The organism is Grimontia sp. NTOU-MAR1, from assembly GCF_035758505.1.
Classification (GTDB): Bacteria; Pseudomonadota; Gammaproteobacteria; order Enterobacterales; family Vibrionaceae; genus Enterovibrio; species Enterovibrio marinus.
The window spans coordinates 2,262,763-2,288,232 of the sequence record NZ_CP142108.1; the positions used below are offsets into that span (position 1 = coordinate 2,262,763).

Genomic DNA, 25,470 nt, shown 5'->3' on the forward strand with positions numbered 1-25,470 from the left:
TTTTTTCTGAACTCCAAATGATATCAAACAGCCATCAACATTTAATTGCATGATTTTTAATTCATTAATTGGCGTGTACAGCTTTATGAGGAATTTCTCTGGTGAACCTGATTTGTACGATTTCGCTAAAATAACGAAGAAATTTCGTTCCTCAATAATTTGATCAGCATTTTAAAAGTCAAACAGCTTTAACCTGTACGCCATTTTTGCAACGAAAGAGCGATCAAGCTAATTATATGTTTTTAAATGAAATAAATATTATGTGTAGTTTTATTAGAAAAATTTTCGACGAACCCTGTACAGGACGGCAAAAACGAAAAAGGCCAGCATCTGCTGGCCTTAATAAACGTATACTGTGTTACTTGTGGTAAGGCTTGGAAAGCTCGTGTACCGCATCCACAAACACACCTGCATTTTCAGGCGGCACATCCAAGTGAATGCCGTGACCCAGGTTGAACACATGGCCAGTGCCGTTGCCGAAACCTTCCAGAATCGTCGCCACTTCCTGACGAATACGCTCTGGTGATGCGTAAAGCATGGATGGGTCCATGTTGCCTTGCAGCGCCACTTTGTCACCGATGCGGCGTTTGGCGTCAGCCATATCAATGGTCCAGTCCAGACCCACACCATCACAGCCTGTTGCCGCAATTTTCTCAAGCCACATCCCACCGTTTTTAGTGAACAGGGTGACTGGTACGCGACGGCCATCGTTTTCACGGATCAGGCCATCAACAATCTTGTGCATGTATTGCAGCGAGAAGTCGTTGTAATCACGCGGGGTCAGCACGCCGCCCCATGTATCAAAGACCATTACTGACTGTGCACCCGCTTTGATTTGCGCGTTCAGGTACTCAATCACGCTGTCTGCCAGCTTATCCAGCAGCAGGTGAAGGGTTTGTGGCTCGGCGTACATCATCTTTTTGATTGTGGTGAAAGCTTTTGAGCTGCCGCCTTCAACCATATAAGTCGCCAATGTCCATGGGCTGCCAGAGAAACCAATCAGCGGCACTTTACCTTCCAGACCTTTGCGGATAGTGCGAACGGCATTCATCACATATTGCAGTTCACCTTCTGGATCTGGCAGACCGATTTTTTCTACGTCAGCTTTACAGGTGATTGGGCGCTCGAATTTCGGACCTTCGCCAGTCTCGAAGTAAAGGCCTAGACCCATCGCATCTGGAATGGTCAGAATATCGGAGAACAGGATAGCCGCATCCAGATCGTAGCGGCGCAGCGGCTGAAGGGTCACTTCACACGCCAGCTCTGCATTTTTACACAATGACATAAAGTCGCCAGCTTCCGCGCGGGTTGCCTTGTACTCAGGCAGATAGCGGCCAGCCTGACGCATCATCCATACCGGCGTGTAATCCACCGGTTCCTTTAACAGCGCACGCAAGTAACGGTCATTCTTTAGTTCTGTCATTGTCTACATCCTGCAAGTTTGGTGACCGTATTGTAACACCCTCGGGGTACAACAAAAGACACCCTTTGTGGAGACGATCATAAATATCGTCTCTAGTGATACGGTATATTTGCCGGATCTTTAATGACATGTTAAATAATTGCACAAATAACAAAATGTCTGACAGACACTACCCATAATCGCATCTTACACCCGCCTCCCTACGGCGGGTTTTTTTTATCCTGCGAAAACACTGGCCTTACCGCGTATTTACTGGGGTGATGCTAATCAGCAAAAAACAGGCCAAAAATCAATAAACGCCAATGATCGTCAATGCTCGCCATTTTTACCGCCATTTTTACCGCCACTTTTTCGGCGCGGTTTGTAGCGCGTTAATCAGATGTTATTCAGCCTGGCTATTGGGTTAAGCGAAACCGCCTGTTGCAAGTGATCGGGGGAAAAGTGCGCATATTTCATGGTCATTTGGATATTCGCATGGCCCAAAATACGCTGAAGGGTGAGGATGTCGCCGCCATGCTGCATGAAGTGGCTGGCGAAGGTGTGGCGGAAAACGTGAGTCTTCTGGCCGTCCGGTAAACGTGGGAACAATTTAGCCAACCGCTTTTCCAGCATTTTGCGCACTGGCTGAACAGGCAGGCCGTATTCTTCGTCGTATCGAATCAGCTCTAAATACAAATCTTCGCTGATTGGTACCGTTCGGTTTTGTTTGGTTTTGGTTTTCGTGAACGTGAGTTTGAACTGCGAAACCTGTGATCGGGTTAAGTTCTCAATCTCGGAAATACGTGCGCCGGTTGCCATGCACAACTTGCACACCAAAAGATAAGAGGCTTTATAAGTCGCCTTTTCAAAACTGCCAAGTAGTTGCCGGATTTCATCTTCAGTGAGATAAGTCATTTCGGCTTGGTCACTTGCCAGTTTCTTCACACTCGCCAATGGGTTTGGGAAGTGCCATTCATCCGCACCAATCAGGAAATTAAACACCCCTTTCATTAGTGCCAGGTCAACGTTATGTGTTGCTGCAGCGGCTTGTTTGTCTTTGCCATGCTGCGCGGCATAACGGTTCACCCGTTCAGAACGCCAGTGTAGGTAATCTTTCGCCGTGAAATTCTTCGCAACCGGATTGCCCATTTCTTCAATGGCAAAACACAGGCGGCGAAAGCTGTTTTCGCCGCTGGTTAAGTGCTGACCGTGAAGCCGAAACCACAACGCCGCCAAATCATGCAGCGTGCGAAGTTCCGGCTTTTCGCCAAGCCAAGGTTTGGTGTCCACCTCTTTCAACGTGTAGCGTTCAAACGCCACCGCTTCACCTTTTGTGGCAAAGCGCTTGCGCACCCGCTTACCGCCGGCACCGTGGATGTAAACCTCACACAACCACGGTTTAGAGTTGCCGTCTTTTAGCTTTCGGACAGACACTCCAGCCTCACTAAGCTTTCGCCATACTCATCGCAACACGGCCAATCACCTTGATATCATCTTCACCTACATCAACCAAAGATCCATCAAAATCAACAGATAACTTTTTGCCAGGAAGACGGCGAACTTTATTGATGGAAAACACACCATCAACATCAATGAGGTAAAAGCCTGATATTGGTGAAGTCTCGGAAGAATTGATCAAATAAGTGGCTTCTTCAGAGAACAAAGCGAAACAATTTTCACGTGTTAGCCCTTCAGTGAGAAAAGCCCTATCCAAAGAAACAGACTTCATTTCTTCGATCTTGCCGCTACTAATTCGTTTAGCACTGAGAATCTCAGAAGGTGAGTACTCAGATTTCAGTGAGAAAGACTCTCCTTTACCAAGCGCCAAATATTCAATGTTTGCACCGGTTGCTATGCAAGCTCTGATAACTAGTTCGTACGGGACAAGGTCTCTTTGCTTCCAAGTACCAATAGTACCTTTAGGAACACCGTATACATCGGCAAGTTGAAGATCGATGTCCACGCCCGACACTTCTTTCAATTTATCTACGATATCTTTCCCTCTGAGATAATCAAAGGGTGGTATTTTCGCTTTTAACCTACCCACGCTTCCTCCACGCAGTCAATACAGAACAAAAAAATGATCAATGTCACAAATTGGACTTCAATAAGCCCATGGTTCGCTTTTGACTTATTTATTAACTTGACCTAGTTCGCTAATGCGATCTAGCATCAATTCTAATGACACGAGAGCACCCATTACGCCTCAAGATCATTCATAAGCAATCAAAACAACCTTGGAGAATAACACGATGACTTCAATTCAAATAGCAATCGATGCCCCCTACGTTACTAAAGCCGAATACCTGCGCCGCAGTGGCATGTCTTCTTCCACATTTGACCGCAAGAAAAACAAAGGCGAAATCATTGTGGAAGGCAAAGAAGTCGCTGGCGGTTCTGTGTTGGTGAACATGGTGGCAATGGCTCGCCGTGCTGCAGAGCAAGCCGCATGACACCAGCTAACAACTCAAATGAAAGGCTGAAATTCAACAACCTACCTCTGTGGTACAGAGTCTTCGGATTTACAGTCATCTTTTTGCCTTACGCACTCTATTGAGTATTTATGATGGTGCAAATTAATCAAATATCCGGTTTACCCAAGAACGAATACAGCGGATGGAATGCTGCTTGTATTGCGTTTTCCAAGCTGCGTTTAACTAGTGGGTTGGAACGTGAAATGGGTTTGAGCGATGGCACCTTGCGAAATCGCCTCAACCCAAACACCACAAACGCAAACCTCACAGTTAAACAACTTATTGAAATCACCAACCGCTCTGGCCACACCGAGTTGATTGATGGTGTTTTGCAGAGCGTCAACATGGTTGGTGCGCCCCTAAATGGCTCCGACAAAGAAACCACACTGGCAATTCAAGCACTGAAAGCCAGCCAGTTTTCTGGCGAGTTGGCGCAAGTCGTTCTGCAAAACGCCAACGGCAGCCGCCTACCGCGCACCGAGCGTGACCGCATAAGAAACATTGCGAGTGCAGGTATTCGCAACTTTGTTTCTGTGATCAACACCATCGAAACCAAAACCGCAGGGATTCAGCCGCTTCTCGCCATGAGTGTAGATGTTGCAGCGGGCTTCCCCCTGCCCGGCATCGCATAAGGAGTCCGACCCATGAGTAACGCAATTGCACTAACCAGTCAGCCGCACAACCTAAGCCAAGTACGTGCAATGATTGAGCAAGCCGCCAACGCAGACACTCGCCCAGCGGCAGATAGCATTTCCGCTGCAAAAGCACTATTCACTAAAGGCCACAAGCAAAGCCAAATCGAACTCGTTTACAACGGCCTCGCCGCCAAACAACGTGCGCTGATTCTGTTGGCAGGTGGCGCCGACCACAACCTTCGAGATACGAACTTCAAAAACCTCGACGATCTAACACGTGAAAAAGTGCGGCGTGGATTGAATGAGTTTTCAAGCGTCATTCGCCGCTTTAACAACGCCATAGGTCACATCGAAAGAACCCTTCCCTCAGATTTTAGATAACGCTAGCCACCACCCTTGGCCCTTCGTGGGCCCTTTTTTTATCCGTAAATAGAGGCAGACATCATGAAAGAAAACCGAGTGAAAGACCTAAAAAGCGCGATAGATGGACTGATTTGGTTAAGCGCAGAGTCAGCACAGCATCAGCCCCGCCGCTTTCTGGTTGATGTGCACGTGTCGTCAAGTTGCAAGACCGCAACGGTTGAGATTTTGGACGCGCAAACTGAATCCATCATTTACCTGGATTCGAGCGATGGTAAACCCTTCACCGCTGAAACCATCCTAGCGATGGAAGACCGCTTGATCGAGAAGTTAGCAGACCTAAAGAAACTGCAGGAGATTGCAGAGTTATGAATACGACAAAACAAGTGCAGAAATGGATTCAGACGTTTTTCCCTCAACAAGGAGCCCTAGAAAAACTGGGCTCTTGTTTGGGTGTAGCAGCAAGAAAGGCAGAGCTGGAACCGCACAACTTTGAGGCCATTGAAGAAGACGTTAAGCGTTTTTCTCTGAGTGAAAAAGCGCATCAAATCCTCGCTGCGTCTTAGTTTCAGCAAGGCCAAATTTTTTTAGGTTCTGGTCAAGGCCCACGTAGTCACCCAAGCCCTCGACCGAAATGGAACGATAAACCTGCCCCTGATTGTTAAGAATGCCAACGCGGTATTCGGGGCCGCCATAAGGGTTTTCAGGTTGGCGAGAAATCCAAGTAGTTAGTTTCTCGTCAATATCCAAAGGTTCGTGATTATCAACTCGGTTGGTCTTCATGTTTCCTCCAAGAGATTAAAAGTAACGCCCTAATTTTTGCAAAAAACCAAAAGAGACAAACAGGTTTTATTCGAGAAACGACATGGTTGCTGCGTTGGCAATTCAGTACCACCAACCATGGCCCGCGTATTGGTTCAGGCCAATAGCGCCCGCTCAATGATTCAGGAGCAAGCAGCATGATCAATTTCCTCGCCATATTCCTCAACAACGACGGCGCAATTGTTCGCGACAATGACACCGCCGAAGTGATGAACATCCAACTGGGTGAATTCGACTCCAAAGACACGGCGATTCAACAGGCAATGGTGCAGCTTGGCTGCGTGAAAGCCGTGAATAACGTGATCCTCAAAGGCCAAAACAAAGGTGGTTTCATGGTGGTTGATGCGCAGGAGTTCGCCACAGTATGACCCGCCCTGCAACCCCACTGGCGATTCCGGGAACCGCCGCCGCATACGAAGCAGAAAAGCTGGCCCAACTATGGGCTACTGGTGCTTTGCCTGCGCAACAGGTTTCCGGCCTTGCCCTGCCACCGGAAAAGCACGCCATTGAACCGGAGGCAATGAGCGTCACCGAGCGCAAACTTTACGAAGTAAACCCAGATGACCACGACTGGCGAAAACCTTACTTCGCTGATTTGCCAGATTACCTGGTTCGCTACTTTGCCAATAAATACATCAGTATCTTCAACAGTAAAGGCCGCAGGGCAGCAAACGAATTTGTAGTCAAACGAATGGGCGGTGAGCTGCAGCGCCGCATTCGTTTGGTGATGAATCGCTACCGCAAACTGCCCACCCTGAAAAAAGTGGCGGTACTGGCAGGTGAATATGCCGACAAACTTAACGAAGCGGACAGGCACTCCGCTCAGGTAAAACTGTTTACAGGCCCACAGCAAGAGCGCCTGCCGTTTGATTTCGACACCGCTAAACCAAAACCACAGCGTGAAAAGCTGCTGTGCGAACTCGACCGTGAAGAAATCAAAGAAATGGCCTTCCAAATGGCATATGTGTGCCAAGAAAAAATGCTGGCCGAAGTCGACGCACTACCATCAGGTACCCAGCACAAAGAAGTGGCTAAACAAGCCTATGAAGTGTTGGCAAAGTTCGTGGAAAGTCTAGGCATCAAGCCACAACTCACCAAAAAGCGCCCAACGGTTGAAGATTACGAATGCGCCTTGGTGGCAACCTCTGACAAAAAGTGGTGGGAAGGCCGCCTGAAAAAATCCCGAAAATTCATGCGTGAACACCTCGCTATTGCCATGGGTCAAGTCAGCAAAAACGCCAGTCCCTATTGCTCACGTGATTGCCAGTATGAATATGAAGAACAGCGCAAACGCAACTGGGAAGCCATCGACAGTAGAGAGCTGTTCGACGCCGAAACCGAAGAAACCGTCTCGCTAAAAGACATGGTGCTGAAGTCAGTGGCAAACCCTGCCATTCGTCGTATGGAGCTCATGGTGCGTACACGCGGCTGTGAAGATATTGCTAACCACTTCGGTTTGACTGGCTTGTTCCTAACCCTGACGGCGCCAAGCCGCTATCACAACACCTACAAAAAAGGGGGGTTCATTCCACATTGGAGTGGCTCAAGCCCTCGTGATGCACAGCATTACTTGAACCGTACCTGGGCGAAAATCCGCGCAGCATTAGCACGCGCTGACATCCGTTGGTTTGGCGTGCGCACTGCGGAGCCACACCACGATGGTACACCCCACTGGCACCTGTTGTTATGGACAAAGCCGGAAAACGTTTTCCGCATCACCAAGGTGTTTATCGAATATGCCATTCGAGAGGATAGGCACGAACTGTTCACCCAAAAGCGCCTCTTTTATCCAGTGCAATATGCTGGCGTGCCAATGCCACAGGTAGAGCCAAACAGCCATTTCACCGTACCAAAAATGCTAGACCACCGCTTTACCAGCAAATTAAAAGGCGTGGCAAATCTGCGCCCAAAGGTGGAGGTCCCCAGAGGCGTCATGCCATATCCATTCACCGATACGCCAGAACTGACCGATCACAACATAGATTACTCAGCCAGATGTGACGTGAAATTCATCGACCCAGAAAAAGGCAGCGCAACCGGCTACATCGCCAAATACATTTCCAAGAACATCGATGGTTATGCGATGGAAGGCGAGAAAGATGAAGAAACAGGCAAAGACGTCAAAGACATGGCAAAAGCCGTTACGGCATGGAAAGCTCGATGGAACATCCGCCAGTTTCAATTCATTGGTGGTGCGCCTGTTACCACTTACCGCGAACTTCGACGCTATGCCAACGCCAACAAAATGGAGTTCGGCAACTACCTGGCGCAACAAGAACGCAGCGACCTGATCAAGTTGTTGGAAGAAAGCTATTCACAAAGCTTTGTTGGCCCGCGCCTGAATGAAGTGGCCGTGAAGCACCTGAAGATAAACACCAAAGACCTGTTTGCCCGTCTGATGAATACCTACATTCCAAATACAGACAGCAAAGGCGTAACGGAAACACTGAAAGCCGCAGACCAAGGTGACTGGAAAGGCTACGTCATGGGGCAAGGTGGCCCGTTTGTAACACGCGATGAACTGCAAATCCGCAACGATTATGAAGTGACGCCGTTTGGCTCTGTCTATGGTTACGCCGTATCAAAAATCATTGGCTTTATCGCCGAAGGTGAGCACATAAAAACGCGCACCAGGGTGTGGGAAATCCGCAAAAAGTCAGACGAAACAGCGGAGGCTCTTGCTCTTTATGGCGGCTCTGCCGCCTCTCGGAGTTCTGTCAATAACTGTACGCACCCCGTCTGCGAAGGTATTACGAAGCCATTTGATATTGGTGAAGATGCGTTAAGCGCATTACTGAAAGGCTCTCGCGTCAGCGTTGGCGGGGGGAGCAGCATCAAAATACGCCAGGTTACCGAAATGGTATTAGATGACACAGGCCACTATATCACCATAGAGCGCCCCCCACAGCTCATAGACATTGACGACCGATGCCTTCAACAAGACATGCAAGCGTTCGACAACGCCGTGGCCGACTTCCTCAACTTCGGAAAACCGGACAAAATACCACCGGAGCGACACAAAAACACCCAACCCGACCTTTCACGAATCCCTCCAACCTACTGGGACGATATCGAATGGCCGCTGATTTAATGGGAAAGGATAAAGAGCCGCATGAAGAGTGCACATATTCATGCGGTAATATTCATGATGTTAGGTGGATTTAAAAGTGGTAATTCAGCCCAAATGATATGGCGTCCAGATCTACGTCGGTATTGCCAACATATTCGATGCTAGTTGTCATATAACTAGCTGTCAGACTTACGTTCTCTGTCAGTCCATAGTTTGCTTCTAACCCATAGCTGAACGCACTTTCAGTTTCCTCTGCAAAAATAAATCGCGGTTCGTTTCTTAGGTTCAAAAATGTGTTGTAAGAACCAAAGCCTATTACACCTGCAAGGGAAAAGTCTGAGTGGCCAAAATAGTATGTCGGTTTTAAGTTAAAAATAAATGCTGTAGTGTAAAATTCAATGCTACCGGAAAGACTGTTGTCCTTGAAAAACTCGCTTGCTTGCACGTTAGAAGTGCCAAAGTCTGCATATGATAATTCTCCAGCTAAGTAAAAATTGTCGTTTACTGGATATAAATAACCAACATTTAAAGCGTATCCTGTTTCCCTAGATAAGTCGGAAGAGACCGTATCATCTTTGTATGCATAGTCTGTCGACATTAACTCAACACCCGCATAAAACCCCTTATACTTTTCAGCTGTAACATTCTCTTCAGCTAAAACAGAAAAAGGTAATGTGCTTAGAAGAATTATTGGTGCGAACATTTTCATGATTAAATTCCTTTTCGCCTTTGTAAAAAACGAATTTAAGCATGTCTCACCTTGGTGAGAGTGTCTTCTTTTCAATACATTCTGATTTTATATATCTTAGGGTTGAATCGAGCACTGACAATGAAGTTTGAACGACCCACATTCAATTCAATCGCCCCAACCTGACCTCTCACGTATCCCGCCAACTTACTGGGATGACGAAGAATGGCCGCTGATTTAACTCTGTTCTTGGTGTGTTCTTCTGGGGTCGGGTATGACTGTCAAACCCTGAATCGGTTGCGCAGGCCAAGACCGATTAAAAAGAGCGCAACAAAACTCCCCAAGCTGAACAAGGCCGATAACGGCGCGTAACCGTCACTCATTTCGAGAGCAGCGGACGCGGCCCTTCCTTCGATGACGATACCACCGATAAACGGTAGTGTTTTACTGATTGTCAGGGTGATGACGTCCCTCCAGGGCATACAACCCCACGGATGCGACGAAAAGAAAAAGGTCAGCCAAAATAAGCCCATCATCATCGAGAGCAGCAGTAAAGCCGGTCGCTGAATAGACTGTCCGTATTCGCTGAGCCAATCAAAAAACCAACTTGAAACATCCCATTGTTTCCGCTTTATACGCATTTCATCAGCATGGAATCTAAGTGCTGACTCATGATCTTTATTCGCTTCTGCCAGCTCTTTCAATCTCGTGAGTCTTGGTAGATCCTGCATATCTCTGGATTCATTAGGATCTCGGGAGCGGACGCCTTTGGGTCGGCACTTGAGAAATGAAATATCGACATGGTGACTGGTTTTGGTATTGATAAGATCAGGGACACAATTGACTTCGGCAATATCTTGATTTTCATCAGCGAAAGACAGACTAAAAGGGCCATCGAACGAGGCTTTTTTGAACGAAAACGTCTTGCACTCAGGGCTGAGCTCAACGGCTTCAAATTGCGTATCACCCTGAAACTTTGCAAGGTTGAAATCGACTTTACTGCCAGCAAACTCGGCCCGATAAAAGCTAACGTCCCCTTTGCCGAACTCGACACTACTAAAGCTTACTTTCCCGTCGCCGAACTTGGCCTCCCAAAAGTATACGTCCCCGTCGCCGAACTTGGCATCATCAAAGGCTACTTCCCCGTCGCCGAACTTGGTCTCCCAAAAGTGTACGTCCCCGTCGCCGAACTCGGCCTCCCAAAAGGATACTTCCCCTTTGCCGAACTTGGCCCTAACAAAGCCTACTTCCCCGTCGCCGAACTCGGCCCTATGAAAGTTTACGTCCCCGTCGCCGAACTTGGCATCAACAAAGACTACTTCCCCTTCGCCGAACTTGGCAAAACTAAAGTCTACTTTCCCGTCGCCGAACTCGGCATAATAAAAGCCTACTTTCCCGTCGCCGAACCCGACCCCAGTAAAACTTACGTTCCCTTTGCCGAAATCGGCTCCAATAAAGCTTACGTCCCCTTCGCCGAACTTGGCAAAACTAAAGTCTACTTCCCCGTCGCCGAACTTGGCCTCACGAAAGCTTACCTCCCCTTTGCCGAACTTGGCCTCACGAAAGCTTACCTCCCCTTTGCCGAACTTGGCCTCAAAAAAACTTACGTCCCTGTCGCCGAACTCGGCGCGATTAAAGTTTACTTCTCCGCTTGGAAAATGAAATCCTTTAAAGTTGAATCCCTTTCTTTGGTTTTCAAATTCATCTATCCATTCCGTCACATCATCATCGCCAAATGACACATTGGAAAAATCGATATCGGCATCAGGGTTGTCTGCCACCCATTTATTCCACTCGTCTTTACCTTTCTTCCAGAGGGCTTTGGCGTCTTCGCCTTTGAGTACGACCCTGTCAGTCATGGATGAGTCTCCTTTTATATAAGTGGTAAGGCTGGCTAGTACTCTTTATTGGGCATGCTATACCATTAAATTGCTTCAGCACTTTCTTTTGATGAGACTTTGACCTCGATAAATATCAAGCGAAGTACATCAGGCTTATTGTGTGATGAAAGAGAAAAGAGGCGTTTGGAGCCTCTGAACACTAGTGCGGATTACAGACTAACTGTGGAATAGATGCCAAATGGCAGAAACGGTGGGGTATCACGGCTAATATTTTGAAGAATCTGGGCGAAGATACTGAAAACGCGACTAAGTTTGTCCTCGAATGCACATTGTCAGATATTAAAATTTAAGGGGACTAGTAGCCGTCTCTATCGCTCTGCTTTCTCTTTGGCGATCAGCTCAATCAGGGAAATAAATGTCGAATAATACCTTTCTGGCAATTTGCAGATAGCGGCCCGTACATCTTCAGTGACTAAACGCCGTTGTTGTCGTTCGCCGTCCGCCACATCCGCCAGCGTCAACTTGTAACAGTCCATCAACTGTCTTAAATGCTTCATCGTCATCGAGGTTTCACCCGATTCAATCCGTCCCAATGTCTTCAAAGACAATTCAGGACAGAACGCGGCCACCTGTTGTTGCGTATACCCCATTTGACGTCTTACTGCTTTCAAATATACAACAATCGGGTCCATCTCATACCTAAGAATATTTATATTTTTCATGTGGAAAAAGAGACTAATCTGACTCACAAATACTGCTAATCGGCCACATATGACAGCTCAATTCCTCATTCTCAATATAGCCATTAAATCCCATTAACGAGACATAAAAAATGAAGAATATTACAAATGCACCAGAGTGCATTTCGATAGGTAAAAAATAAAAAACAGTAATCAACGAATCAGATGGAAGGTGACTGACTATGGCGTTATTACATGAACTTTCAAAGCAGTGGGTTAAAGACAGGTTTTATGAACATACCGACGGCGACCCTATCCATGAGGATGTCGTTGTGTTGGCATATCTGATTTTGTTGATCGATTTTGATGAGAGAGAAAGCGATTTTCTCAATATCAATAGTGAAGACTTTGACGGGCCAGAGGAAACAAACGTCTAACGCCTCAACGTGAAGTTAGAAAAGCGAAAGTTGCTGTTTTAGCTCGCGTCTCGCCGACGGTGGGATTGACCGGATGAGCGCCACCGCCAATTCGTTGGTGGTGAGTGCGGAAGGTGAAAGCGTGTATGCGTAAGCCCGGTACATCACAAAGCGGTGGCCGCAGCCAGAGCAGTGGCAGTAAATGTCGCTCACATTGATCGAAAGGCGGTTAGTTTTCTGGATGATAGCTTTGCTACCGCACCCGCAAAAAATCCGGGCTCCCTTGACTGAAGCCCCCAAAGGTTTACTGCTTGGTAAACTCAGGGAGTGTTTAAAGCCTAAGCTTGTGACAAATGAGTGCCCACACTCAGGCTTCTTACATGAACAGTAAAGTAGTGTTTTATCAGTATGTTCTGGTTCACTTCTACTAACCACAGCTTGCGATCCACATGAGCAATTTAGACGCATATATACCTTCCTAACTATATTAAGATCCAATGAAAACAAACTAAAATCTACCAGTTAGTGGCCTCATTCCATATCTGGAAGTATGGTTACTATGAAAGTTTAATATTTAACCCCACTTAAACTAAACTTGCCAAGCTCATCCTGATAGTGCTTTGAAGGTTATTCTTTATTTAGAATAAGGTTTCTACATGAAGAGAAATTTCATCATCATCTGAATCTGAATCATAAAGAGAAAATAATTCCTTCATCTTATCTTTGCTTAAGTATTTTTGAAATATTAAACTTTCTCTACTCTCTAATTCCAACTCCCAAATGGGGTTTGATTTCTCTTTGAGTTTCACATAGTCACTAATAAGCATCCAATCTCTAATCATACCATATGTTGTAGTTGACAAATCTAACTCCAGCATGAATTTTTCATAATTATCAGGTATGATTGATTGTAAACCCTGAAGTGTATTTATACCAAAATCGTTAAGTTCTTTTAGTAGTTCAACATCCATTTTCTCGTTATAGAAATCAGATATATAAAAGTCTATAGATTTTTTATAATTACTCAAAAAGTTAGAGAGAGTAATTGAGTTTAGCTCAATATTCAACTCTCCTTTTTCTGTGTTTTTATTAGATTCTAATCTGTATTCTTCGATACTTGAAGCCAATTCATCAAAGCCCTTATCTGCAATTTCTAACATTCCAGCATAGAGATAAAGCTTACGCTCTATTGCTCTGGGTAGTTTTCCGCTAAATTTATAGTTTCGGTCGTGAGCAAGTTCCGCCCAAGCATGTTGAAGTACTGTTCTAACCTGAAACTCAAATTTTAGGCCTTTAAGGCTTTTAAATTCAGGTAATTTTACTCTTTGTTCACCTAAATCACATACATAGTGTATAGAACGATATCCAATTTGATCAGTGGCTAAAAGTTCTTGTTTCGATGAACTGTTTTCTATATCTACTTGGAAGGATTCTCTAATTATCTTAGATACTCTTGTTATATCGGATTCGAAGTACATAATTACTCTTATTCCGGAAAGATCTGTTAATTGTTTTTCTGGATTATTATATGATTTTCTCTTTATTTTCTCTTTAATGCTTTCTTTGTCCTTTGTTCGTCCTGTTACCGCAAGGTGGTCAATTTTATTTTCTTTTAATAAGTTCTCAATAATATTGATAACATGCTTTGTGAGAGACTCATGTTTTGGAACTATTTCATCAATCCACATATCGATGTCTTTTTGACTTTTTTCATTTGAAGCTTTAGTCATTTAATATATGCTTTGGTAGTGATATGAGCTGTATACTCTATATTAAGTTTAGTAAGTCTGCATCTTTTTTGGTGAGAAGCCTCTACAGGGTGATTAATCTGATATTGATTGTAAACAACTTAAAAATCCTATTCAAATGTGAACCCTATCGAAAAATCTTTTATTTTTTTTATTTCTGCATCACTATTTATCTCATCCATCATGATTTCGCATACAGGGATGATCTCGTCTCTGAGATATTCGCGTCCCACTTTTTCAGGGTCGCCAAAACCTGCGGTGTTGGTAGGCACAATGCCCCCTTTCCCCGGTGGGAAGCGGTGACTCACCAGAATGTCCTGTGCGGTGATGTTCTTAATGCTGTCGAATTCATCGCGGGTGGCGATATCCCCAACCGGGATAAGTTGTATGCCTTTTTCATGCCCGTTCGGGATATTGATAAACATCGACCGAAAGTTGCCCACGCCTTTTGAGCTGGCAATTTTCTCTTTGAGCATCTCCTCGTCTTTACTGCTGAGACGGGGGTCGGTGGAGTAGAAGATAAACCCCATATGGGCGCCGTTTTTGTAGTAACGGCGGCGGAACAGGGTGGCGTCTTTGTTAAGCAGTGAACTTTGCAAGCCCCCCACATAATCAGGTACGCCATACACTTGCTGTTTCGGGTCATACTGCGCCAGCCAAATCACGTCTTTGGCTTTGTACAGCCGCTTTTGATCATCACGCTCTAACAGCCAAAAATCACCATTCTTTCGTTTTCGAAGGTACATCGACGGAAGCGGAAACAATCCAATCACGCGTCCCAGTCGGTCACGCAGTTTCAAAAGGGCGCCATGGCCAAACTGGGTGTAGTCTCGGGCAAAGCGCTGGAAGTGATTACGGCGCATGTTCCCACCGCCTGTAAATCGGCTTGCCACATAATTCGAGCGCGCGATCAACAAGCTGCCGTGATAGGCGTTGGCGTGGGCCAGTTGTGCCAGCCCTTCGGGGTTGATGGGGGGCTCCCAGTAATCTTCGGTGTCGTTGTAAAAGAGTTCACTGTAATTGGTTAGCCAACTGCTGGCGTCCACGGTTTCAAAACCGGTATCCAGACTGTACACACTGGCCGGGGCGGCGTGTTCTTCGGTTACGGGGAAAGGTGCAGTCATCGTTATCGCCCAAATGCATAAGTGGAGGTTCGTTCGGCGTCCGCCGTATTCAGCGGCTCATTAATCAGGGCATGCGCTATCGCCCAGAACGCATCAGCATGCCCGGTGGTGTCGCTGCGCTCGGCCTTAAATGTCATCATGTTGCCGCTGCTGCTTGGCACGCGTTTGATGGCCATAAAGGCCATGGCAATGTCTTTGTGTTCGGCATCCCACTGCACGCGGCCCGCGTCAATCACATCAATCATTTTCAGCACCAGACGGTTTTTGTTTTCGTTGCTGTAGTGAATGGCGTGCGCCTCACGCGGGTGATTGGCGCTCACCAAATCCCATACACCCGCCCCGATGCCGGTGGTATCGATGCCGATATAGGTCACGTTGAAGCGCTGGAACGCATCATCAATCTGGCTGGCCTGGTACTGGAAGTTGAGCCCTTTCCAATAGTGCTTTTCCAGCACCCGGAACAACTCAGCATGGGTTTTTGGTGGCGCCACCACCACGAGGCAGGCGTTGTCGCGGGTCCGGCTTGGGTCATAGCCCAGCCACACTTCCTGGTTGGCATAAGGTCTCGCCGTATCGGGGGTGACATCCTTCCAGTGGCTGGTGTCCACCATGGCCCGTTCGAGCTTATGGAACTGGAACACCGAGGCGTTATCGTCGACAAACACACACATGAAGAGGTTGGAAAAATCCGACGCGCTGTATTCGTCGCGCAGCTCCTCAATATCAAAGAGGTCGCAGCCCCCTTGCTGCGCATCTTCGATGGTCACGACAAGACGCCATTGCCTGTCCGGGCAGAGTGCTCCACCGTGTCGGAAATCCTCAAAGGAAGGAAAAGACACCGATTCACGGTGGGCTTTTCCCTTGCGCCAGCTGTCACCGGTCCAGAAGGGGTAAGCCTGGTGCGCCTTGCTGGAGGGCGTCGAAAAGTAGGTCTTACGCCACTTTTTATGCGTCGCCATCGCGGACGCCAGTTTGTTCAGCACATCAAACTTGGGGATCCAAAAGTATTCATCAATGTAGACATGGCCATGAAAGCCCTGAGAGGTACTGCTGTTGGTCGAGCAAAAGCGAAGCTCGGCGCCATTACTCAGCACGATGGGGTTCCCGGACAACTCGATGCCGAGGAACTCACGCGCAATATTGATGATGTAGCGCCGGAAGATTTCAGCCTGGGCACGGGAGGCAGACAGGAACACCTGGTTATCGCCGGTGAGGATCGCATCTTCCAGCGCTTCACAGGCAAAGTAGTAGGTCGCACCAATCTGGCGGGATTTAAGAATGTTTCGGGTGCGCCGGTGCAGGTTTTCACGCATCAGGATCTGGTAATCGAAGAAACTCGCATGGAGGGCGTTAAAGGCGTCAGCGGTCAGCCCGCTCACATCATTTTTGACCTTCCTGCCTTTCTTCTTTTTCGGGGTGTGACTGCGCTCTGTGGCCTTTTGGCCGCTGTGGCTTTCGCCCCCGGACGGCATGGCAGCCTGCTGGCGCTGCCTTTTCAGCTTCACATGCTTTTCAATCAGCATGTCGAGTTCTTTTAGCTGGGCAGGGCTTTTTTCGTCTTTGTCCGTCAGCAGCACAATACGACGCCCAATCGCGTCGTCCACTTCTTCTTCGCGCAGCAAATCACGCCAGCCGTATTTATCCGCCCAGTGGTAAACAATGCGGGTGTTTGGCAGCGTCAATTCATCGGCAATGTCCTGCGGCGTGTGGCGTCGCAAATAAAGGCGTTTTGCCGCTTCTCTGATTTCAGGTGAGTAAGCCATGGGCGCAGTTTACGCAATGTGTACGTACACCTACGCCTGCCAAAATTCGGCTGAATTCGGATTTCGGTCATATCCGAATTTTCAGGAATGGAACCAGATGAAAGCCCGCCATTAACGCAGTAACTTTCCCATCAATTCGAACGCATTTGACATTCACGGCAGGGAAACACAACCGCATGAGCAAGCAATCTGGCTGGGTCATCATTGCAACGGCAGGCGCCACCGTAGACGGTCGCACCATTACCCCGTCATGGATTAAAGACATGGCGGAAAGCTACTCGGTAGACGAATACGAGGCAATGATTTGGCCGGAGCATTTCCGCTCTCAATTTTCACCCTTTAAGGGGAAGAACTGGGGAACCGTGGATGAACTGAAAGCAGAAAAGAGAGGCGGAAAACTGCGCCTGCTTGCCAAAATTACCGCGAATCAGTACCTCATTGAGGCCAACAAAGACGGCCAGAAACTCTTTACCTCTATCGAACCGAAATTGAACTATCGCGGAACAGGCAAGTGCTACCTGATGGGTCTCGCGGTGACCGACTCCCCGGCAAGCGCCGGCACCACCCGCCTGAAGTTCTCCATGGGCGACGAAAACTGCGAACACGAGTACAGCCAGTTGGAGCCGCTTTTGTTCCTGGATACTGACGCAGAGCAGAACGACACCGACGGCTTCTTTAAAACGCTGGCGGCAGGCATTGCCAGGTATTTGCCGCAGTTCAGCGAACTCCCGACTGACACCACACCACCACCCGAGGACACCGACGTGACCGAAGAACAACTGACGGCCGCACTGCAAAGTGCGCTAGCACCGTTCAACGCGCGCCTGGACGCTATCGAGCAAACGTTTTCCGCCCCGCCCGAAGGCGAAGACACCCAGCCCGACGGCGACAATGGCGACAACAATCAAACCGCGCCAACGGTTGAGCAATTCAGCTCGGCACTGGCCGATGCGCTCAAACCGCTGACGGAAAAAATCGACGGTTTGAACACGCAATTTAAAGCACTTTCTGAAGAAGCGCCGGGGCAACGCCCAGCCGGTGAGGGTGCAGAATCATCAACGGTGGAGGCGCTTTAAATGAGCTTGAACCAAACCGCATTGCAGTATCTGGCCGATTATGACAACGCGCTGATGCAATCTTACGGCACCACCGATCCTTCCCGGCAGTTTTCCATTACGCCAGTGATTGAAACCAAACTTCGCCAGGCGATCCTTCATTCGGTGGCCTTCCTGAGCATGATCACCCACAGCACCGTGGACCAAATCAAAGGACAGGTGATTGATGTGGGCACCGGCGGCCTGTTAACCGGCCGTGTGAAAGATGGCCGTTTCCGTGCGGGCCTGAGCCACGATGGCAACACTTACGAGTTGGTCGAAACCGATTCGTGCGCAGTCATCAAATGGCAAACCATGACCCAATGGGCCAATTCAGGCAGTAGCGGCGAATTCATTAAATTGATGAACAACGCCGCCACCCGGAACTTTGCCCTCGACATGTTGCGCATTGGCTTTCACGGCAAAACCGTGGCTGAGACCACCAACCCTGACACCAACCCACTCGGGCAAGACGTCAACAAAGGCTGGCTGCAAATCGTCAAAGAGAAAGCCGCCGCCCAAGTGTTGGCTGATGCCCTTTTAGATCCCAAAGGGCAGGCGCAAGACAGCTACAAAAACTTGGATGCGCTGGTCAATGACTTGGTGAGCACCACCATTCATGAAGTGTTTCAGGAAGACACCGATTTGGTGGTGTTAGTGGGCCGTGATTTGGTCTCCGCCGAGCAGCACCGTTTATTGAGTGCGGCCGATACCCCGACCGAGCACAAAGCCGCGCAGTCATTGGCTACCACCATTGACGGCAAAAAGGCCTACACCCCGCCGTTTTTCCCCAAAAATGCGCTATGGGTGACCACCCCAAAAAACCTGCAAATTCTCACCCAGCGCGGCACGCAATGGCGTAAGTCACGCAACGAGGAAGACCGCAAACAACACGAAAACTCCTTCCTTCGCATGGAAGGGTATGGCGTGGGCAACTTCGACAAATTTGCGGCCATTGAAGCCGTCAGCGTGGCGGGGGACTGAGCATGGCCAGCCCGTTGAGACGACAGCGTGATGCGCTGATCGCGAACACACTGCTCAAGGCGTCGCCGACAGCCTATGCGTCATCACCGGCAGCGCTGACGCTGCCCCTGATGGAGCTTGAAGCCGACAAAGCGACCCTGAAAAGTTTTAACGCCATTGCGGACAAAATCGCGCACAAGCGCACGGTGCTTATCCCGAAATACCGCCCGATGGCCGACGCCTTTTTGAATGCGGACGACGTGCACGATAACCCGGTATTCACCCACGTGGTGCTCTGGCTGTTTGATGTGGGGGAAATCAACACCTTCATTGAATGGTGCTTTGTGGCGATTGAAAAAGGCTTGCCGTCGCCGTCCCACATCAAGCGTGACTGGCCGACCTTTTGTGCCGACAGCGTGTATGACTGGGCGCATTCGCAGGCAGAGAAAGGTGACAGCATTGAGCCCTATTTCTCGATGGTGTTTGAGCAGGTCCGCCACCACTGGCGCCTGCACGAAAAAGTGGTGGCCAAGTGGTACAAGCTGGCAGGGCTGCAACAACTGCGCGATGACACCGGTAAGCCCAATGTCACCGCCATTGGCGACGTGGAAAGGCTCAAAGAAGCGCTGGCCCTGCTGACCGAGGCGCATGAGTGTTACGACAAAATCGGCGTCACTGACTTAATTAAAAACCGTATTCCGGCACGCATCAATGCGCTGACGGCGGAAACCGACTCCTGACCCCCCGCGTGCTTCGGCTGGCGAGTCGGGCTGCCGTAAGGCAAACCCAATGACGTTGACCTAGTGGGTAGAAGCACACCGATTTGAGGAATAGTGAAAATGAAACGACTGCTATCCGTCTTGCTCGTTGTTCTGACTTTGGTCACGGCGCTTGTTGGCGAGCATGTTGGCCTGATTAACGAAGGCGTGATGAACATCGGCCTGTTTGTCGGTTGGTGTTATGCACTGGTCTTTTTGTTCGCGTTTCTGGTTTGCATCAGTAACGACGGACTAATCAAAGAGATGGCTAAAAAATTCTCTGCGAAACCCAAGCGGCCTAAGTGGATGACGCGGATTGAGGTTTTCTCATTGTATGCCATTTCACCTGCACTGGTTTTCTTCAGCTATTGGTCAACAGCCATTCTCTGGACGGCGTTGTTGTGCGCCGCCCACTTGCTCGCCTACTTGATCGTCAATGAGCTCAAGAAACTGGAAGAAACATCAGCGAAGGAAGAGCAGACAGTATGAGCTTTGGCGGCAACTTACCCCGGCATCAGTCCACCTTTATTCCCGGACAAGGGTGGCCCTACTTTGATACCCAGGACTTTCGCACCATGCGCCGTATCCCCCCGGTTTTTGACGAGCAAAGCATCATAGCGGCGCTGGAAATTGCGGTGATGGCGGTGCAGGCACAGTTACCGCCACTCAATGGTCAGCGCCTGTCCGGGGCAGAAAGCACCTTGTATCTGCGCGCGGTCTTTGCCCGCGCACATGCTGATTTGTTGCCGGAGTTTGCTACCCAGAACCGACGGGATGAAGCGCGCAACACCGCAGAAGATTTGGCCGAGCAAGGGGATCGTTTCCGCGCCCAGAGCAACCGCGATATTGCCTTGTTGCTGGGCCTGAGTGAAAACCGGGTGGCGTTGATCTGATGGGACATTCAAACGTGACGCCTTATCACCAAACCCACCTGGAGCACCTGACGGATTACATGTGCGCGCACATGTCCGGGGTGGTGCTCGCCAACAAGATTGATGCCTGGCAGGAAAACGCGCAGCTCACCGTCTCCGGGGAAGATCTCGGGAACGGCGGTTTTTTGATGGCGCAGTGGCAGTACCAGGCGGTGGTCAGCATTGAGGGGTTTCCCCACAAAGCCATTGACCCGCGTTACCTGCTGGCGTCGGTGGCCTGTTGGATAAGTGAGTTTGACCCGGACCGCAGTCAAAAAGGACTGGCCGACCCGTCAGTCAGTGTGGATGTGCTGGACGATGGCAGCGTGGACGTGGCCATCGAGCTCGAACTTTGTGAAGACATACAGATGGTGCCGGACAGCGAGGGCCATATCCGCTATCAGGGGACACAGTACCGCGTAGAGGCGGTGCCCATCTGGACAGCAGAAGACGTGGAAATTCGCTATGAAACCGGTCATTAGCCTCAACAAACGCGACGCGCTGAATGGCAAGGAAAAGCTGGCCCTGCTGGCCCTTCCACCCAAAAAACGATACTGGATTCTGAAAACGCTGGGGCGGTGGGAAAAGGCCAACGTCAGACAACGCATCCGCCAGCAAAAGGACATTCACGGAAAGACACTGACGGCCAGAAAAAAAGGGCGAAAAAAGATGTTCCGCCGCCTGGCAAAGGGGCTGGAGCCCTACGTCAGGCAAGGCGGACAGGTGCTGGATCTCACCTGGCGCAACCGGATGGTAGGAAGAACAGCGGCCAGGCACCACACCGGCCAAACACAGAGGATGAGCGCCAGACAACTGCAGCGGCGCTTTGGAAAACCAGACTATGACGCCCCAGCCACCAAAGGCATGGCGCGCACACTTCGGGAACTGGGCTACAGCATCCCGACAAAGAGCGGCAAAGGCCGCAAAAAGCCAACACTGGCATGGATTCAACAGAACCTGACGCACGGCAAGGCGGGAGCCATTATCCGTGAACTGAGCGGCAAGCCTCAGCAAACGCAGTGGGATATCCCGCTGGATAAACGCCAGATTTTAGGCAGTCCACAACCCGACGTTAACCGCCAGCTCATCAAGATTATCGGGCAGGCACAGAAAAGGACATAACCATGGCATTGGGACAAGTCGAGGTAAACAACCTCAACCTGGGACAAGGCGGGATCCCCGAGATAGAAAGGCACTTTCTGTTTATCGGCACCACGTCAAAGTCAGCCCTTCAGGGCAAAGTCACCCGCATTGACGCCACCACCGACTTAGCGCCCCTGATGGGCAATGATGCGCTGGGCGACAACGTGAAGGCCGCGCAGGTCAACGGCGGGCAGAACTGGACCGCGGAAGTCTTCGGCCTGAATGGGGCAATAGACTGGGAAGAGGCCGTTGACCTTGCCAACGCGTCCGGCTCGTTTGAAGCGGTGGTCCTGGTTGATGAAACCACGGACAAGCTGGCCTTTAAAACCATGCAGGCGAAAACGGCTGAGCTTATCAACAAGCTGGGCCGGTGGTGTTTCTTTCTTGCCGCGGTGCCGGGTATCGACGCCAGCGCACAAACCTGGTCAGAGTATGAGACGGCGACCATTGCCCTGCAGGCTTCTATCGCGGCCAACATGGTGGTGGCGGTACCGCAGCTGCATGGCAATAACGCCGGGGTACTGGCCGGGCGTCTGTGTAACCGGAGCGTGACCGTTGCTGATACCCCCATGCGTGTGGCCACCGGTCCCGTGCTCGACCTTGGCGCCTCTCCCAAAGACAAAGACGGCAACGCCCTGAGCCTCGCGACCCTTGGCGCACTCTCCCGCGAACGCCTCAGCGTGCCGCAGTGGTACGCCGATTACGAGGGCATTTACTGGGCCGACGCCTCCACACTGGAAGCCAAAGGCGGCGATTACCAGTTCCTTGAATACATCCGGCCGGTGCACAAACTCAACCGCCGTGTGCGTATTCAGGCTATCCGCCGGGTCGGTGACAAAATCCTGAACTCGACCCCGGCCTCCATTGAGCTCAACAAACAGTATTTTTCCAGGTACATGCGTGAAATGAGCAAGGGTATCCAGTTGGGTGACATTCAGTTCCCTGGGGAAATCATGCCTCCGAAAGAGGGCGACGTGACTATCCAGTGGCTGACCAAAACCAAGGTCGCTATCGGGCTAATTGTCACCCCGCACAACTGCCCGAAACACATTGTGGTGAATATCGCCCTCGACCTGTCCAACCAAGCGGAGGGGTAACCCATGCGTATATCCGGTAAGAACCTCAAATTTATGATGGGTGACCTGAAACTTCAGGCCCAAAAGTGGACGCTCAGCATCACCGATAACAGCGCCGTCACCAAAACCAATGGTGTGCCTGATGATTACGTGGACGGCGACGTGGACGCCAGCGGCGAGCTGGAGCTGGTGACCAGCCAGTTTAATTTGCTGATGCTGGCCGCCAAACAGGCGGGCTCCTTCCGGGGGCTACCCACCTTCGACGCCATGGGATTTGGCCAGACTGACCGCGACACGCTCAAGGTCGATATGTACGGCATCAAGCTGAAAATCTCCGATTTGATTGATGCGGACAGCAGCGGCGGCAACGCGCTGGTCCACAAAATTCCGTTTGATATCACCAGCCCCGATTTCGTCCACATCAACGGTGTGCCTTACCTGCGCCCGGATGAAACCGTGGACATCATCGGGTAACAGCGTATGCCGGATTTATTCGACCATGCCAGCGGCATCGAAACCCAGTTCACCGAGGTGGCGCTGGCCAACCAGCTGGCCGCCAGCGCCAGGGCAAAAGCGGCGCCGGTTTATACCCACACCGAATGCGCAGAGTGTGGCGATACCATCCCGGCAGCGCGGCGTAAGCAGGTACCTCAAAGCACGACCTGTACCCACTGCCAGCAGGCACATGAAATCAGGGTCCGCCGCCTCGGCGGACGGTAACAAGGGAAAACACCATGGCTTATCAACTTGGAAAACGGTCACGTCAACGCCTGGCCAAACTGCATCAGGATTTACAGCGCGTGATAGAGCGGGCCATTGAGATTGTGGGCGTCGACTTCACGGTAATGGAAGGGCTGCGCACCCTGGCCCGTCAGAAAGTGCTGGTCGAAAAAGGCGCCTCAAGAACCTTTAACAGCCGACACCTTACCGGCCATGCCTGCGATTTGGGCGCCTGGGTCGGGGGAAGTGTACGCTGGGATTTCGGGCTTTACGTCAAGATAGCCTATGCCGTGAGGCAGGCCGCCAGGGAGCTGGATATTCCCATTGTGTGGGGCGGCTGTTGGACAGTCATCAACGACGAAGCGGATTTAGAGGACGCTATCGCCCGTTATGTGGCGCGCAAAAGGCAACAAGGGAAAACCCCGTTGCTTGATGGCCCCCATTTTCAACTGTGCCGGAAATGCTACCCGGCGGTGACGGGAGAGGCCGCGTGATGTGGGAGACAGTCAAACGCCTTCTGGGCAGTGCAGCGCCTTTAATTGGTACCGTTATCGGTGGTCCGGCTGGCAGCGCGGTGGGCGCCATGGTCGCCAGTACCCTGGGTGTAGAAGCGACACCGGCCGCCATTGAGGCTGAGCTGAAAGCCAACCCGGATGCCCTGTTAAAAATTAAAGAGCTGGAAAGTGAAGAGCGTCTGCGGCTCAACGACCTCGCGTTCCAGCATGCTGCGCTGGAAAGCGAAGAGCGCAAACTGGCGATGACCACGCAAGCGGCCACCCAGCAGGCGGAGCTTGCCAGCAATGATGCGTATGTGCGCCGCTGGCGGCCAACGTTTGGCTATGCCATGTGTCTGGCCTGGTCGCTGCTGTTTTTCGGTCTGGCCTATGCCCTGGTGTGTCACCCGACGCAGGCCGCTGCCCTCGTGAATGCGGTGGTCGCCTTAACTCCCCTGTTTACGGTGGCACTGGCGGTGCTGGGTATCAGTATTCATAAACGCAGCCAGGACAAACAGGTGGCAAAGGGGCTTTCCCCGCCTGGCCTGTTTGGCCGCCTCAACCCCACGAGCAAGGAACACTGAATGGACGATGTTCGCCTATGGCTCGCCGTGGCCACGTTTCTTCTCGGACTGATTGGGTTTGTGTTTACCCGCGCGGAAAAATCGGCCCATTCCGCCCGTGAGCTGGAGCAACGCACACACAAAAATGAGCTGGCCATTGTCGAGCAGCGGGCCGATGCCGCCGAGAAGTACGCCACCAAGCACGATGTGAGTGAGTTAAAGGAATTTATCACCGGGCAGTTTGCCCGCCTCGAAACCAAATTAGACAGAGAGAGAAAGTCATGAATGAAAAAGGCATCGAACTGACCGTGGAAGGGAAAGACATCACCTTTTCCCCCTCCCCGGAAATCTACGGGCAATACATCGGCGCCGTGGCACAGGGAGATATTGCGGATGCAGCACATAACTTTGTCATGCAGTCGGTCAACAGTGAGGACAGCAAAGGGGCACTGCGCCAGCTGGCGGCAGACAACCCCGGCGCCATGATGCAGTTAGCCAGTGTGGTGATGGCGCAATATGCGCCGAAGGTGTCAATCACCATAAAAAAATAGAAGACCTGGTGAAGTCGCACGAGAGCAGCGACTTACTCCAGATGTATGCGTGGCGGCGAAAATGGCTGCCCCATGAAACCGATTCAGAGATGAACCTTGCACGGGCTGTGTTCCTTGAAACGCAGTACTGGAAAAACACCGGCATGGCCACGGCCAGCGCCCTGGGAGCCTAAC

The 25,470-nt window shown here is 50.2% G+C and carries 33 protein-coding genes; 22 read left to right on the forward strand and 11 right to left on the reverse strand.

Features of this window, described 5'->3' with window-relative positions; translation table 11 throughout:
* Positions 1-358: 358 nt before the first annotated feature.
* The 3 genes from hemE to VP504_RS10280 form a co-directional block, all read right to left on the reverse strand.
* Complete coding sequence (gene hemE / locus VP504_RS10270; protein WP_325891080.1) at positions 359-1,423, reverse strand: uroporphyrinogen decarboxylase; 1,065 nt, start codon at positions 1,421-1,423, stop codon at positions 359-361.
* A 375-nt stretch (positions 1,424-1,798) separates the two neighbouring features.
* The gene (locus tag VP504_RS10275; protein WP_325891081.1) at positions 1,799-2,836 is read right to left on the reverse strand and encodes a phage integrase; all 1,038 of its coding nucleotides are present in this window, start codon (positions 2,834-2,836) and stop codon (positions 1,799-1,801) included.
* Positions 2,837-2,846: 10 nt separating this feature from the next.
* Positions 2,847-3,449: a helix-turn-helix domain-containing protein gene (locus VP504_RS10280; RefSeq protein ID WP_325891082.1), complete on the reverse strand. Its 603-nt coding sequence runs from the start codon at positions 3,447-3,449 to the stop codon at positions 2,847-2,849.
* Between the two features lie 205 nt (positions 3,450-3,654).
* Between VP504_RS10280 and VP504_RS10285 the strand changes: the two genes are divergently transcribed.
* The 4 genes from VP504_RS10285 (at position 3,655) to VP504_RS10300 (ending at position 5,243) form a co-directional block, all read left to right on the forward strand.
* Entirely contained in the window at positions 3,655-3,855 is a 201-nt protein-coding gene (locus VP504_RS10285) for a hypothetical protein (RefSeq protein WP_325891083.1), read from the forward strand.
* 110 nt (positions 3,856-3,965) lie between these two features.
* Complete coding sequence (locus VP504_RS10290) at positions 3,966-4,508, forward strand: phage regulatory CII family protein (RefSeq protein ID WP_325891084.1); 543 nt, start codon at positions 3,966-3,968, stop codon at positions 4,506-4,508.
* A 12-nt stretch (positions 4,509-4,520) separates the two neighbouring features.
* Positions 4,521-4,892, forward strand: a complete 372-nt coding sequence (locus tag VP504_RS10295) for a hypothetical protein (protein ID WP_325891085.1) — start codon at positions 4,521-4,523, stop codon at positions 4,890-4,892.
* Positions 4,893-4,955: 63 nt separating this feature from the next.
* Positions 4,956-5,243, forward strand: coding sequence for a hypothetical protein (locus VP504_RS10300; RefSeq protein WP_325891086.1), 288 nt, complete (start codon positions 4,956-4,958; stop codon positions 5,241-5,243).
* 141 nt (positions 5,244-5,384) lie between these two features.
* Here the strand turns inward: VP504_RS10300 and VP504_RS10305 are convergent, their stop codons facing one another.
* Complete coding sequence (locus VP504_RS10305; RefSeq protein WP_325891087.1) at positions 5,385-5,654, reverse strand: hypothetical protein; 270 nt, start codon at positions 5,652-5,654, stop codon at positions 5,385-5,387.
* 176 nt (positions 5,655-5,830) lie between these two features.
* On the opposite strand from VP504_RS10305, the gene VP504_RS10310 reads away from it, so the two are divergent.
* Both VP504_RS10310 and VP504_RS10315 read left to right on the forward strand, forming a co-directional pair.
* Entirely contained in the window at positions 5,831-6,061 is a 231-nt protein-coding gene (locus VP504_RS10310; RefSeq protein WP_325891088.1) for a hypothetical protein, read from the forward strand.
* On the forward strand, positions 6,058-8,784 hold the full coding sequence (locus tag VP504_RS10315) for a replication endonuclease (protein ID WP_325891089.1): 2,727 nt from the start codon (positions 6,058-6,060) through the stop codon (positions 8,782-8,784). The genes VP504_RS10310 and VP504_RS10315 overlap by 4 nt, the downstream gene beginning before the upstream one ends.
* Before the next feature lie 70 nt (positions 8,785-8,854).
* Here VP504_RS10315 and VP504_RS10320 read toward each other — a convergent pair whose 3' ends face one another.
* The 3 genes from VP504_RS10320 to VP504_RS10330 all read right to left on the reverse strand — a co-directional run bounded on the left by VP504_RS10320 (position 8,855) and on the right by VP504_RS10330 (position 11,942).
* A complete protein-coding gene (locus tag VP504_RS10320) occupies positions 8,855-9,472 on the reverse strand; it encodes an outer membrane beta-barrel protein (protein ID WP_325891090.1) in 618 nt (205 codons plus the stop codon).
* A gap of 260 nt (positions 9,473-9,732) precedes the next feature.
* Positions 9,733-11,310: a hypothetical protein gene (locus VP504_RS10325; RefSeq protein WP_325891091.1), complete on the reverse strand. Its 1,578-nt coding sequence runs from the start codon at positions 11,308-11,310 to the stop codon at positions 9,733-9,735.
* Between the two features lie 350 nt (positions 11,311-11,660).
* The gene (locus tag VP504_RS10330) at positions 11,661-11,942 is read right to left on the reverse strand and encodes a hypothetical protein (protein WP_325891092.1); all 282 of its coding nucleotides are present in this window, start codon (positions 11,940-11,942) and stop codon (positions 11,661-11,663) included.
* 272 nt (positions 11,943-12,214) lie between these two features.
* Between VP504_RS10330 and VP504_RS10335 the strand changes: the two genes are divergently transcribed.
* Positions 12,215-12,409: a hypothetical protein gene (locus VP504_RS10335; protein WP_325891093.1), complete on the forward strand. Its 195-nt coding sequence runs from the start codon at positions 12,215-12,217 to the stop codon at positions 12,407-12,409.
* A gap of 15 nt (positions 12,410-12,424) precedes the next feature.
* Here the strand turns inward: VP504_RS10335 and VP504_RS25605 are convergent, their stop codons facing one another.
* The 4 genes from VP504_RS25605 to VP504_RS10360 all read right to left on the reverse strand — a co-directional run bounded on the left by VP504_RS25605 (position 12,425) and on the right by VP504_RS10360 (position 17,023).
* Positions 12,425-12,856, reverse strand: a complete 432-nt coding sequence (locus VP504_RS25605) for an ogr/Delta-like zinc finger family protein (protein ID WP_442788874.1) — start codon at positions 12,854-12,856, stop codon at positions 12,425-12,427.
* 170 nt (positions 12,857-13,026) lie between these two features.
* Positions 13,027-14,118, reverse strand: coding sequence for a GTP pyrophosphokinase (locus VP504_RS10350; RefSeq protein WP_325891094.1), 1,092 nt, complete (start codon positions 14,116-14,118; stop codon positions 13,027-13,029).
* A gap of 128 nt (positions 14,119-14,246) precedes the next feature.
* Positions 14,247-15,260 carry a phage portal protein gene (locus VP504_RS10355; RefSeq protein WP_325891095.1) on the reverse strand — a complete coding sequence of 338 codons (1,014 nt, stop codon included), beginning with the start codon at positions 15,258-15,260 and terminating at the stop codon, positions 14,247-14,249.
* A 2-nt stretch (positions 15,261-15,262) separates the two neighbouring features.
* Positions 15,263-17,023: a terminase large subunit domain-containing protein gene (locus tag VP504_RS10360; RefSeq protein WP_325891096.1), complete on the reverse strand. Its 1,761-nt coding sequence runs from the start codon at positions 17,021-17,023 to the stop codon at positions 15,263-15,265.
* Between the two features lie 176 nt (positions 17,024-17,199).
* Between VP504_RS10360 and VP504_RS10365 the strand changes: the two genes are divergently transcribed.
* From VP504_RS10365 to VP504_RS25610, 15 genes are all read left to right on the forward strand, one after another.
* Complete coding sequence (locus tag VP504_RS10365) at positions 17,200-18,099, forward strand: GPO family capsid scaffolding protein (RefSeq protein ID WP_325891097.1); 900 nt, start codon at positions 17,200-17,202, stop codon at positions 18,097-18,099.
* Entirely contained in the window at positions 18,100-19,101 is a 1,002-nt protein-coding gene (locus VP504_RS10370) for a phage major capsid protein, P2 family (protein ID WP_325891098.1), read from the forward strand. It begins immediately after the preceding gene.
* Positions 19,102-19,103: 2 nt separating this feature from the next.
* A complete protein-coding gene (gene gpM / locus VP504_RS10375) occupies positions 19,104-19,820 on the forward strand; it encodes a phage terminase small subunit (RefSeq protein WP_325891099.1) in 717 nt (238 codons plus the stop codon).
* A 99-nt stretch (positions 19,821-19,919) separates the two neighbouring features.
* Complete coding sequence (locus tag VP504_RS10380) at positions 19,920-20,327, forward strand: hypothetical protein (RefSeq protein WP_325891100.1); 408 nt, start codon at positions 19,920-19,922, stop codon at positions 20,325-20,327.
* An 86-nt stretch (positions 20,328-20,413) separates the two neighbouring features.
* Positions 20,414-20,731: a head completion/stabilization protein gene (locus VP504_RS10385; protein WP_306456050.1), complete on the forward strand. Its 318-nt coding sequence runs from the start codon at positions 20,414-20,416 to the stop codon at positions 20,729-20,731.
* On the forward strand, positions 20,731-21,231 hold the full coding sequence (locus tag VP504_RS10390) for a phage tail protein (RefSeq protein ID WP_325891101.1): 501 nt from the start codon (positions 20,731-20,733) through the stop codon (positions 21,229-21,231). Before VP504_RS10385 ends, VP504_RS10390 begins: the two co-directional genes overlap by 1 nt.
* The gene (locus tag VP504_RS10395) at positions 21,215-21,871 is read left to right on the forward strand and encodes a virion morphogenesis protein (RefSeq protein WP_325891102.1); all 657 of its coding nucleotides are present in this window, start codon (positions 21,215-21,217) and stop codon (positions 21,869-21,871) included. Before VP504_RS10390 ends, VP504_RS10395 begins: the two co-directional genes overlap by 17 nt.
* Before the next feature lie 2 nt (positions 21,872-21,873).
* On the forward strand, positions 21,874-22,989 hold the full coding sequence (locus VP504_RS10400) for a DUF2586 domain-containing protein (protein ID WP_062710117.1): 1,116 nt from the start codon (positions 21,874-21,876) through the stop codon (positions 22,987-22,989).
* A gap of 3 nt (positions 22,990-22,992) precedes the next feature.
* Positions 22,993-23,442 carry a phage protein gene (locus VP504_RS10405; protein WP_325891103.1) on the forward strand — a complete coding sequence of 150 codons (450 nt, stop codon included), beginning with the start codon at positions 22,993-22,995 and terminating at the stop codon, positions 23,440-23,442.
* 6 nt (positions 23,443-23,448) lie between these two features.
* Positions 23,449-23,688: a TraR/DksA C4-type zinc finger protein gene (locus tag VP504_RS10410; protein WP_062710123.1), complete on the forward strand. Its 240-nt coding sequence runs from the start codon at positions 23,449-23,451 to the stop codon at positions 23,686-23,688.
* A gap of 14 nt (positions 23,689-23,702) precedes the next feature.
* Positions 23,703-24,182: a M15 family metallopeptidase gene (locus VP504_RS10415; protein WP_325891104.1), complete on the forward strand. Its 480-nt coding sequence runs from the start codon at positions 23,703-23,705 to the stop codon at positions 24,180-24,182.
* Positions 24,182-24,766 (forward strand): 3TM-type holin, encoded by a 585-nt coding sequence (locus VP504_RS10420; RefSeq protein WP_325894028.1) that lies wholly within the window; start codon positions 24,182-24,184, stop codon positions 24,764-24,766. Before VP504_RS10415 ends, VP504_RS10420 begins: the two co-directional genes overlap by 1 nt.
* Positions 24,767-25,030 carry a hypothetical protein gene (locus tag VP504_RS10425; RefSeq protein ID WP_062710133.1) on the forward strand — a complete coding sequence of 88 codons (264 nt, stop codon included), beginning with the start codon at positions 24,767-24,769 and terminating at the stop codon, positions 25,028-25,030.
* Complete coding sequence (locus VP504_RS10430; protein ID WP_325891105.1) at positions 25,027-25,296, forward strand: putative phage tail assembly chaperone; 270 nt, start codon at positions 25,027-25,029, stop codon at positions 25,294-25,296. The genes VP504_RS10425 and VP504_RS10430 overlap by 4 nt, the downstream gene beginning before the upstream one ends.
* An 89-nt stretch (positions 25,297-25,385) precedes the next feature.
* On the forward strand, positions 25,386-25,469 hold the full coding sequence (locus VP504_RS25610; RefSeq protein WP_442788913.1) for a DUF6890 family protein: 84 nt from the start codon (positions 25,386-25,388) through the stop codon (positions 25,467-25,469).
* Position 25,470 lies beyond the last annotated feature (1 nt).

Bases quoted from the DNA above. Each gene is read 5' to 3' on its own strand.
- VP504_RS10390 (WP_325891101.1), top strand. From the start codon at position 20,731: ATGGGACATTCAAACGTGACGCCTTATCACCAAACCCACCTGGAGCAC.
- VP504_RS10425 (WP_062710133.1), top strand. From the start codon at position 24,767: ATGGACGATGTTCGCCTATGGCTCGCCGTGGCCACGTTTCTTCTCGGA.
- VP504_RS10300 (WP_325891086.1), top strand. From the start codon at position 4,956: ATGAAAGAAAACCGAGTGAAAGACCTAAAAAGCGCGATAGATGGACTG.
- VP504_RS10430 (WP_325891105.1), top strand. From the start codon at position 25,027: ATGAATGAAAAAGGCATCGAACTGACCGTGGAAGGGAAAGACATCACC.
- VP504_RS10380 (WP_325891100.1), top strand. From the start codon at position 19,920: ATGAAACGACTGCTATCCGTCTTGCTCGTTGTTCTGACTTTGGTCACG.
- VP504_RS10395 (WP_325891102.1), top strand. From the start codon at position 21,215: ATGAAACCGGTCATTAGCCTCAACAAACGCGACGCGCTGAATGGCAAG.
- VP504_RS10400 (WP_062710117.1), top strand. From the start codon at position 21,874: ATGGCATTGGGACAAGTCGAGGTAAACAACCTCAACCTGGGACAAGGC.
- VP504_RS10290 (WP_325891084.1), top strand. From the start codon at position 3,966: ATGATGGTGCAAATTAATCAAATATCCGGTTTACCCAAGAACGAATAC.
- VP504_RS10370 (WP_325891098.1), top strand. From the start codon at position 18,100: ATGAGCTTGAACCAAACCGCATTGCAGTATCTGGCCGATTATGACAAC.
- VP504_RS10320 (WP_325891090.1), bottom strand. From the start codon at position 9,472: ATGAAAATGTTCGCACCAATAATTCTTCTAAGCACATTACCTTTTTCT.
- VP504_RS10360 (WP_325891096.1), bottom strand. From the start codon at position 17,023: ATGGCTTACTCACCTGAAATCAGAGAAGCGGCAAAACGCCTTTATTTG.
- VP504_RS10325 (WP_325891091.1), bottom strand. From the start codon at position 11,310: ATGACTGACAGGGTCGTACTCAAAGGCGAAGACGCCAAAGCCCTCTGG.
- VP504_RS10410 (WP_062710123.1), top strand. From the start codon at position 23,449: ATGCCGGATTTATTCGACCATGCCAGCGGCATCGAAACCCAGTTCACC.
- hemE (WP_325891080.1), bottom strand. From the start codon at position 1,423: ATGACAGAACTAAAGAATGACCGTTACTTGCGTGCGCTGTTAAAGGAA.
- VP504_RS25610 (WP_442788913.1), top strand. From the start codon at position 25,386: ATGAACCTTGCACGGGCTGTGTTCCTTGAAACGCAGTACTGGAAAAAC.
- VP504_RS10420 (WP_325894028.1), top strand. From the start codon at position 24,182: ATGTGGGAGACAGTCAAACGCCTTCTGGGCAGTGCAGCGCCTTTAATT.
- VP504_RS10285 (WP_325891083.1), top strand. From the start codon at position 3,655: ATGACTTCAATTCAAATAGCAATCGATGCCCCCTACGTTACTAAAGCC.
- VP504_RS10330 (WP_325891092.1), bottom strand. From the start codon at position 11,942: ATGGGGTATACGCAACAACAGGTGGCCGCGTTCTGTCCTGAATTGTCT.
- VP504_RS25605 (WP_442788874.1), bottom strand. From the start codon at position 12,856: ATGCGTCTAAATTGCTCATGTGGATCGCAAGCTGTGGTTAGTAGAAGT.
- VP504_RS10305 (WP_325891087.1), bottom strand. From the start codon at position 5,654: ATGAAGACCAACCGAGTTGATAATCACGAACCTTTGGATATTGACGAG.
- VP504_RS10315 (WP_325891089.1), top strand. From the start codon at position 6,058: ATGACCCGCCCTGCAACCCCACTGGCGATTCCGGGAACCGCCGCCGCA.
- VP504_RS10350 (WP_325891094.1), bottom strand. From the start codon at position 14,118: ATGACTAAAGCTTCAAATGAAAAAAGTCAAAAAGACATCGATATGTGG.
- VP504_RS10355 (WP_325891095.1), bottom strand. From the start codon at position 15,260: ATGACTGCACCTTTCCCCGTAACCGAAGAACACGCCGCCCCGGCCAGT.
- VP504_RS10415 (WP_325891104.1), top strand. From the start codon at position 23,703: ATGGCTTATCAACTTGGAAAACGGTCACGTCAACGCCTGGCCAAACTG.
- VP504_RS10295 (WP_325891085.1), top strand. From the start codon at position 4,521: ATGAGTAACGCAATTGCACTAACCAGTCAGCCGCACAACCTAAGCCAA.
- VP504_RS10405 (WP_325891103.1), top strand. From the start codon at position 22,993: ATGCGTATATCCGGTAAGAACCTCAAATTTATGATGGGTGACCTGAAA.
- gpM (WP_325891099.1), top strand. From the start codon at position 19,104: ATGGCCAGCCCGTTGAGACGACAGCGTGATGCGCTGATCGCGAACACA.
- VP504_RS10310 (WP_325891088.1), top strand. From the start codon at position 5,831: ATGATCAATTTCCTCGCCATATTCCTCAACAACGACGGCGCAATTGTT.
- VP504_RS10385 (WP_306456050.1), top strand. From the start codon at position 20,414: ATGCGCCGTATCCCCCCGGTTTTTGACGAGCAAAGCATCATAGCGGCG.
- VP504_RS10335 (WP_325891093.1), top strand. From the start codon at position 12,215: ATGGCGTTATTACATGAACTTTCAAAGCAGTGGGTTAAAGACAGGTTT.
- VP504_RS10365 (WP_325891097.1), top strand. From the start codon at position 17,200: ATGAGCAAGCAATCTGGCTGGGTCATCATTGCAACGGCAGGCGCCACC.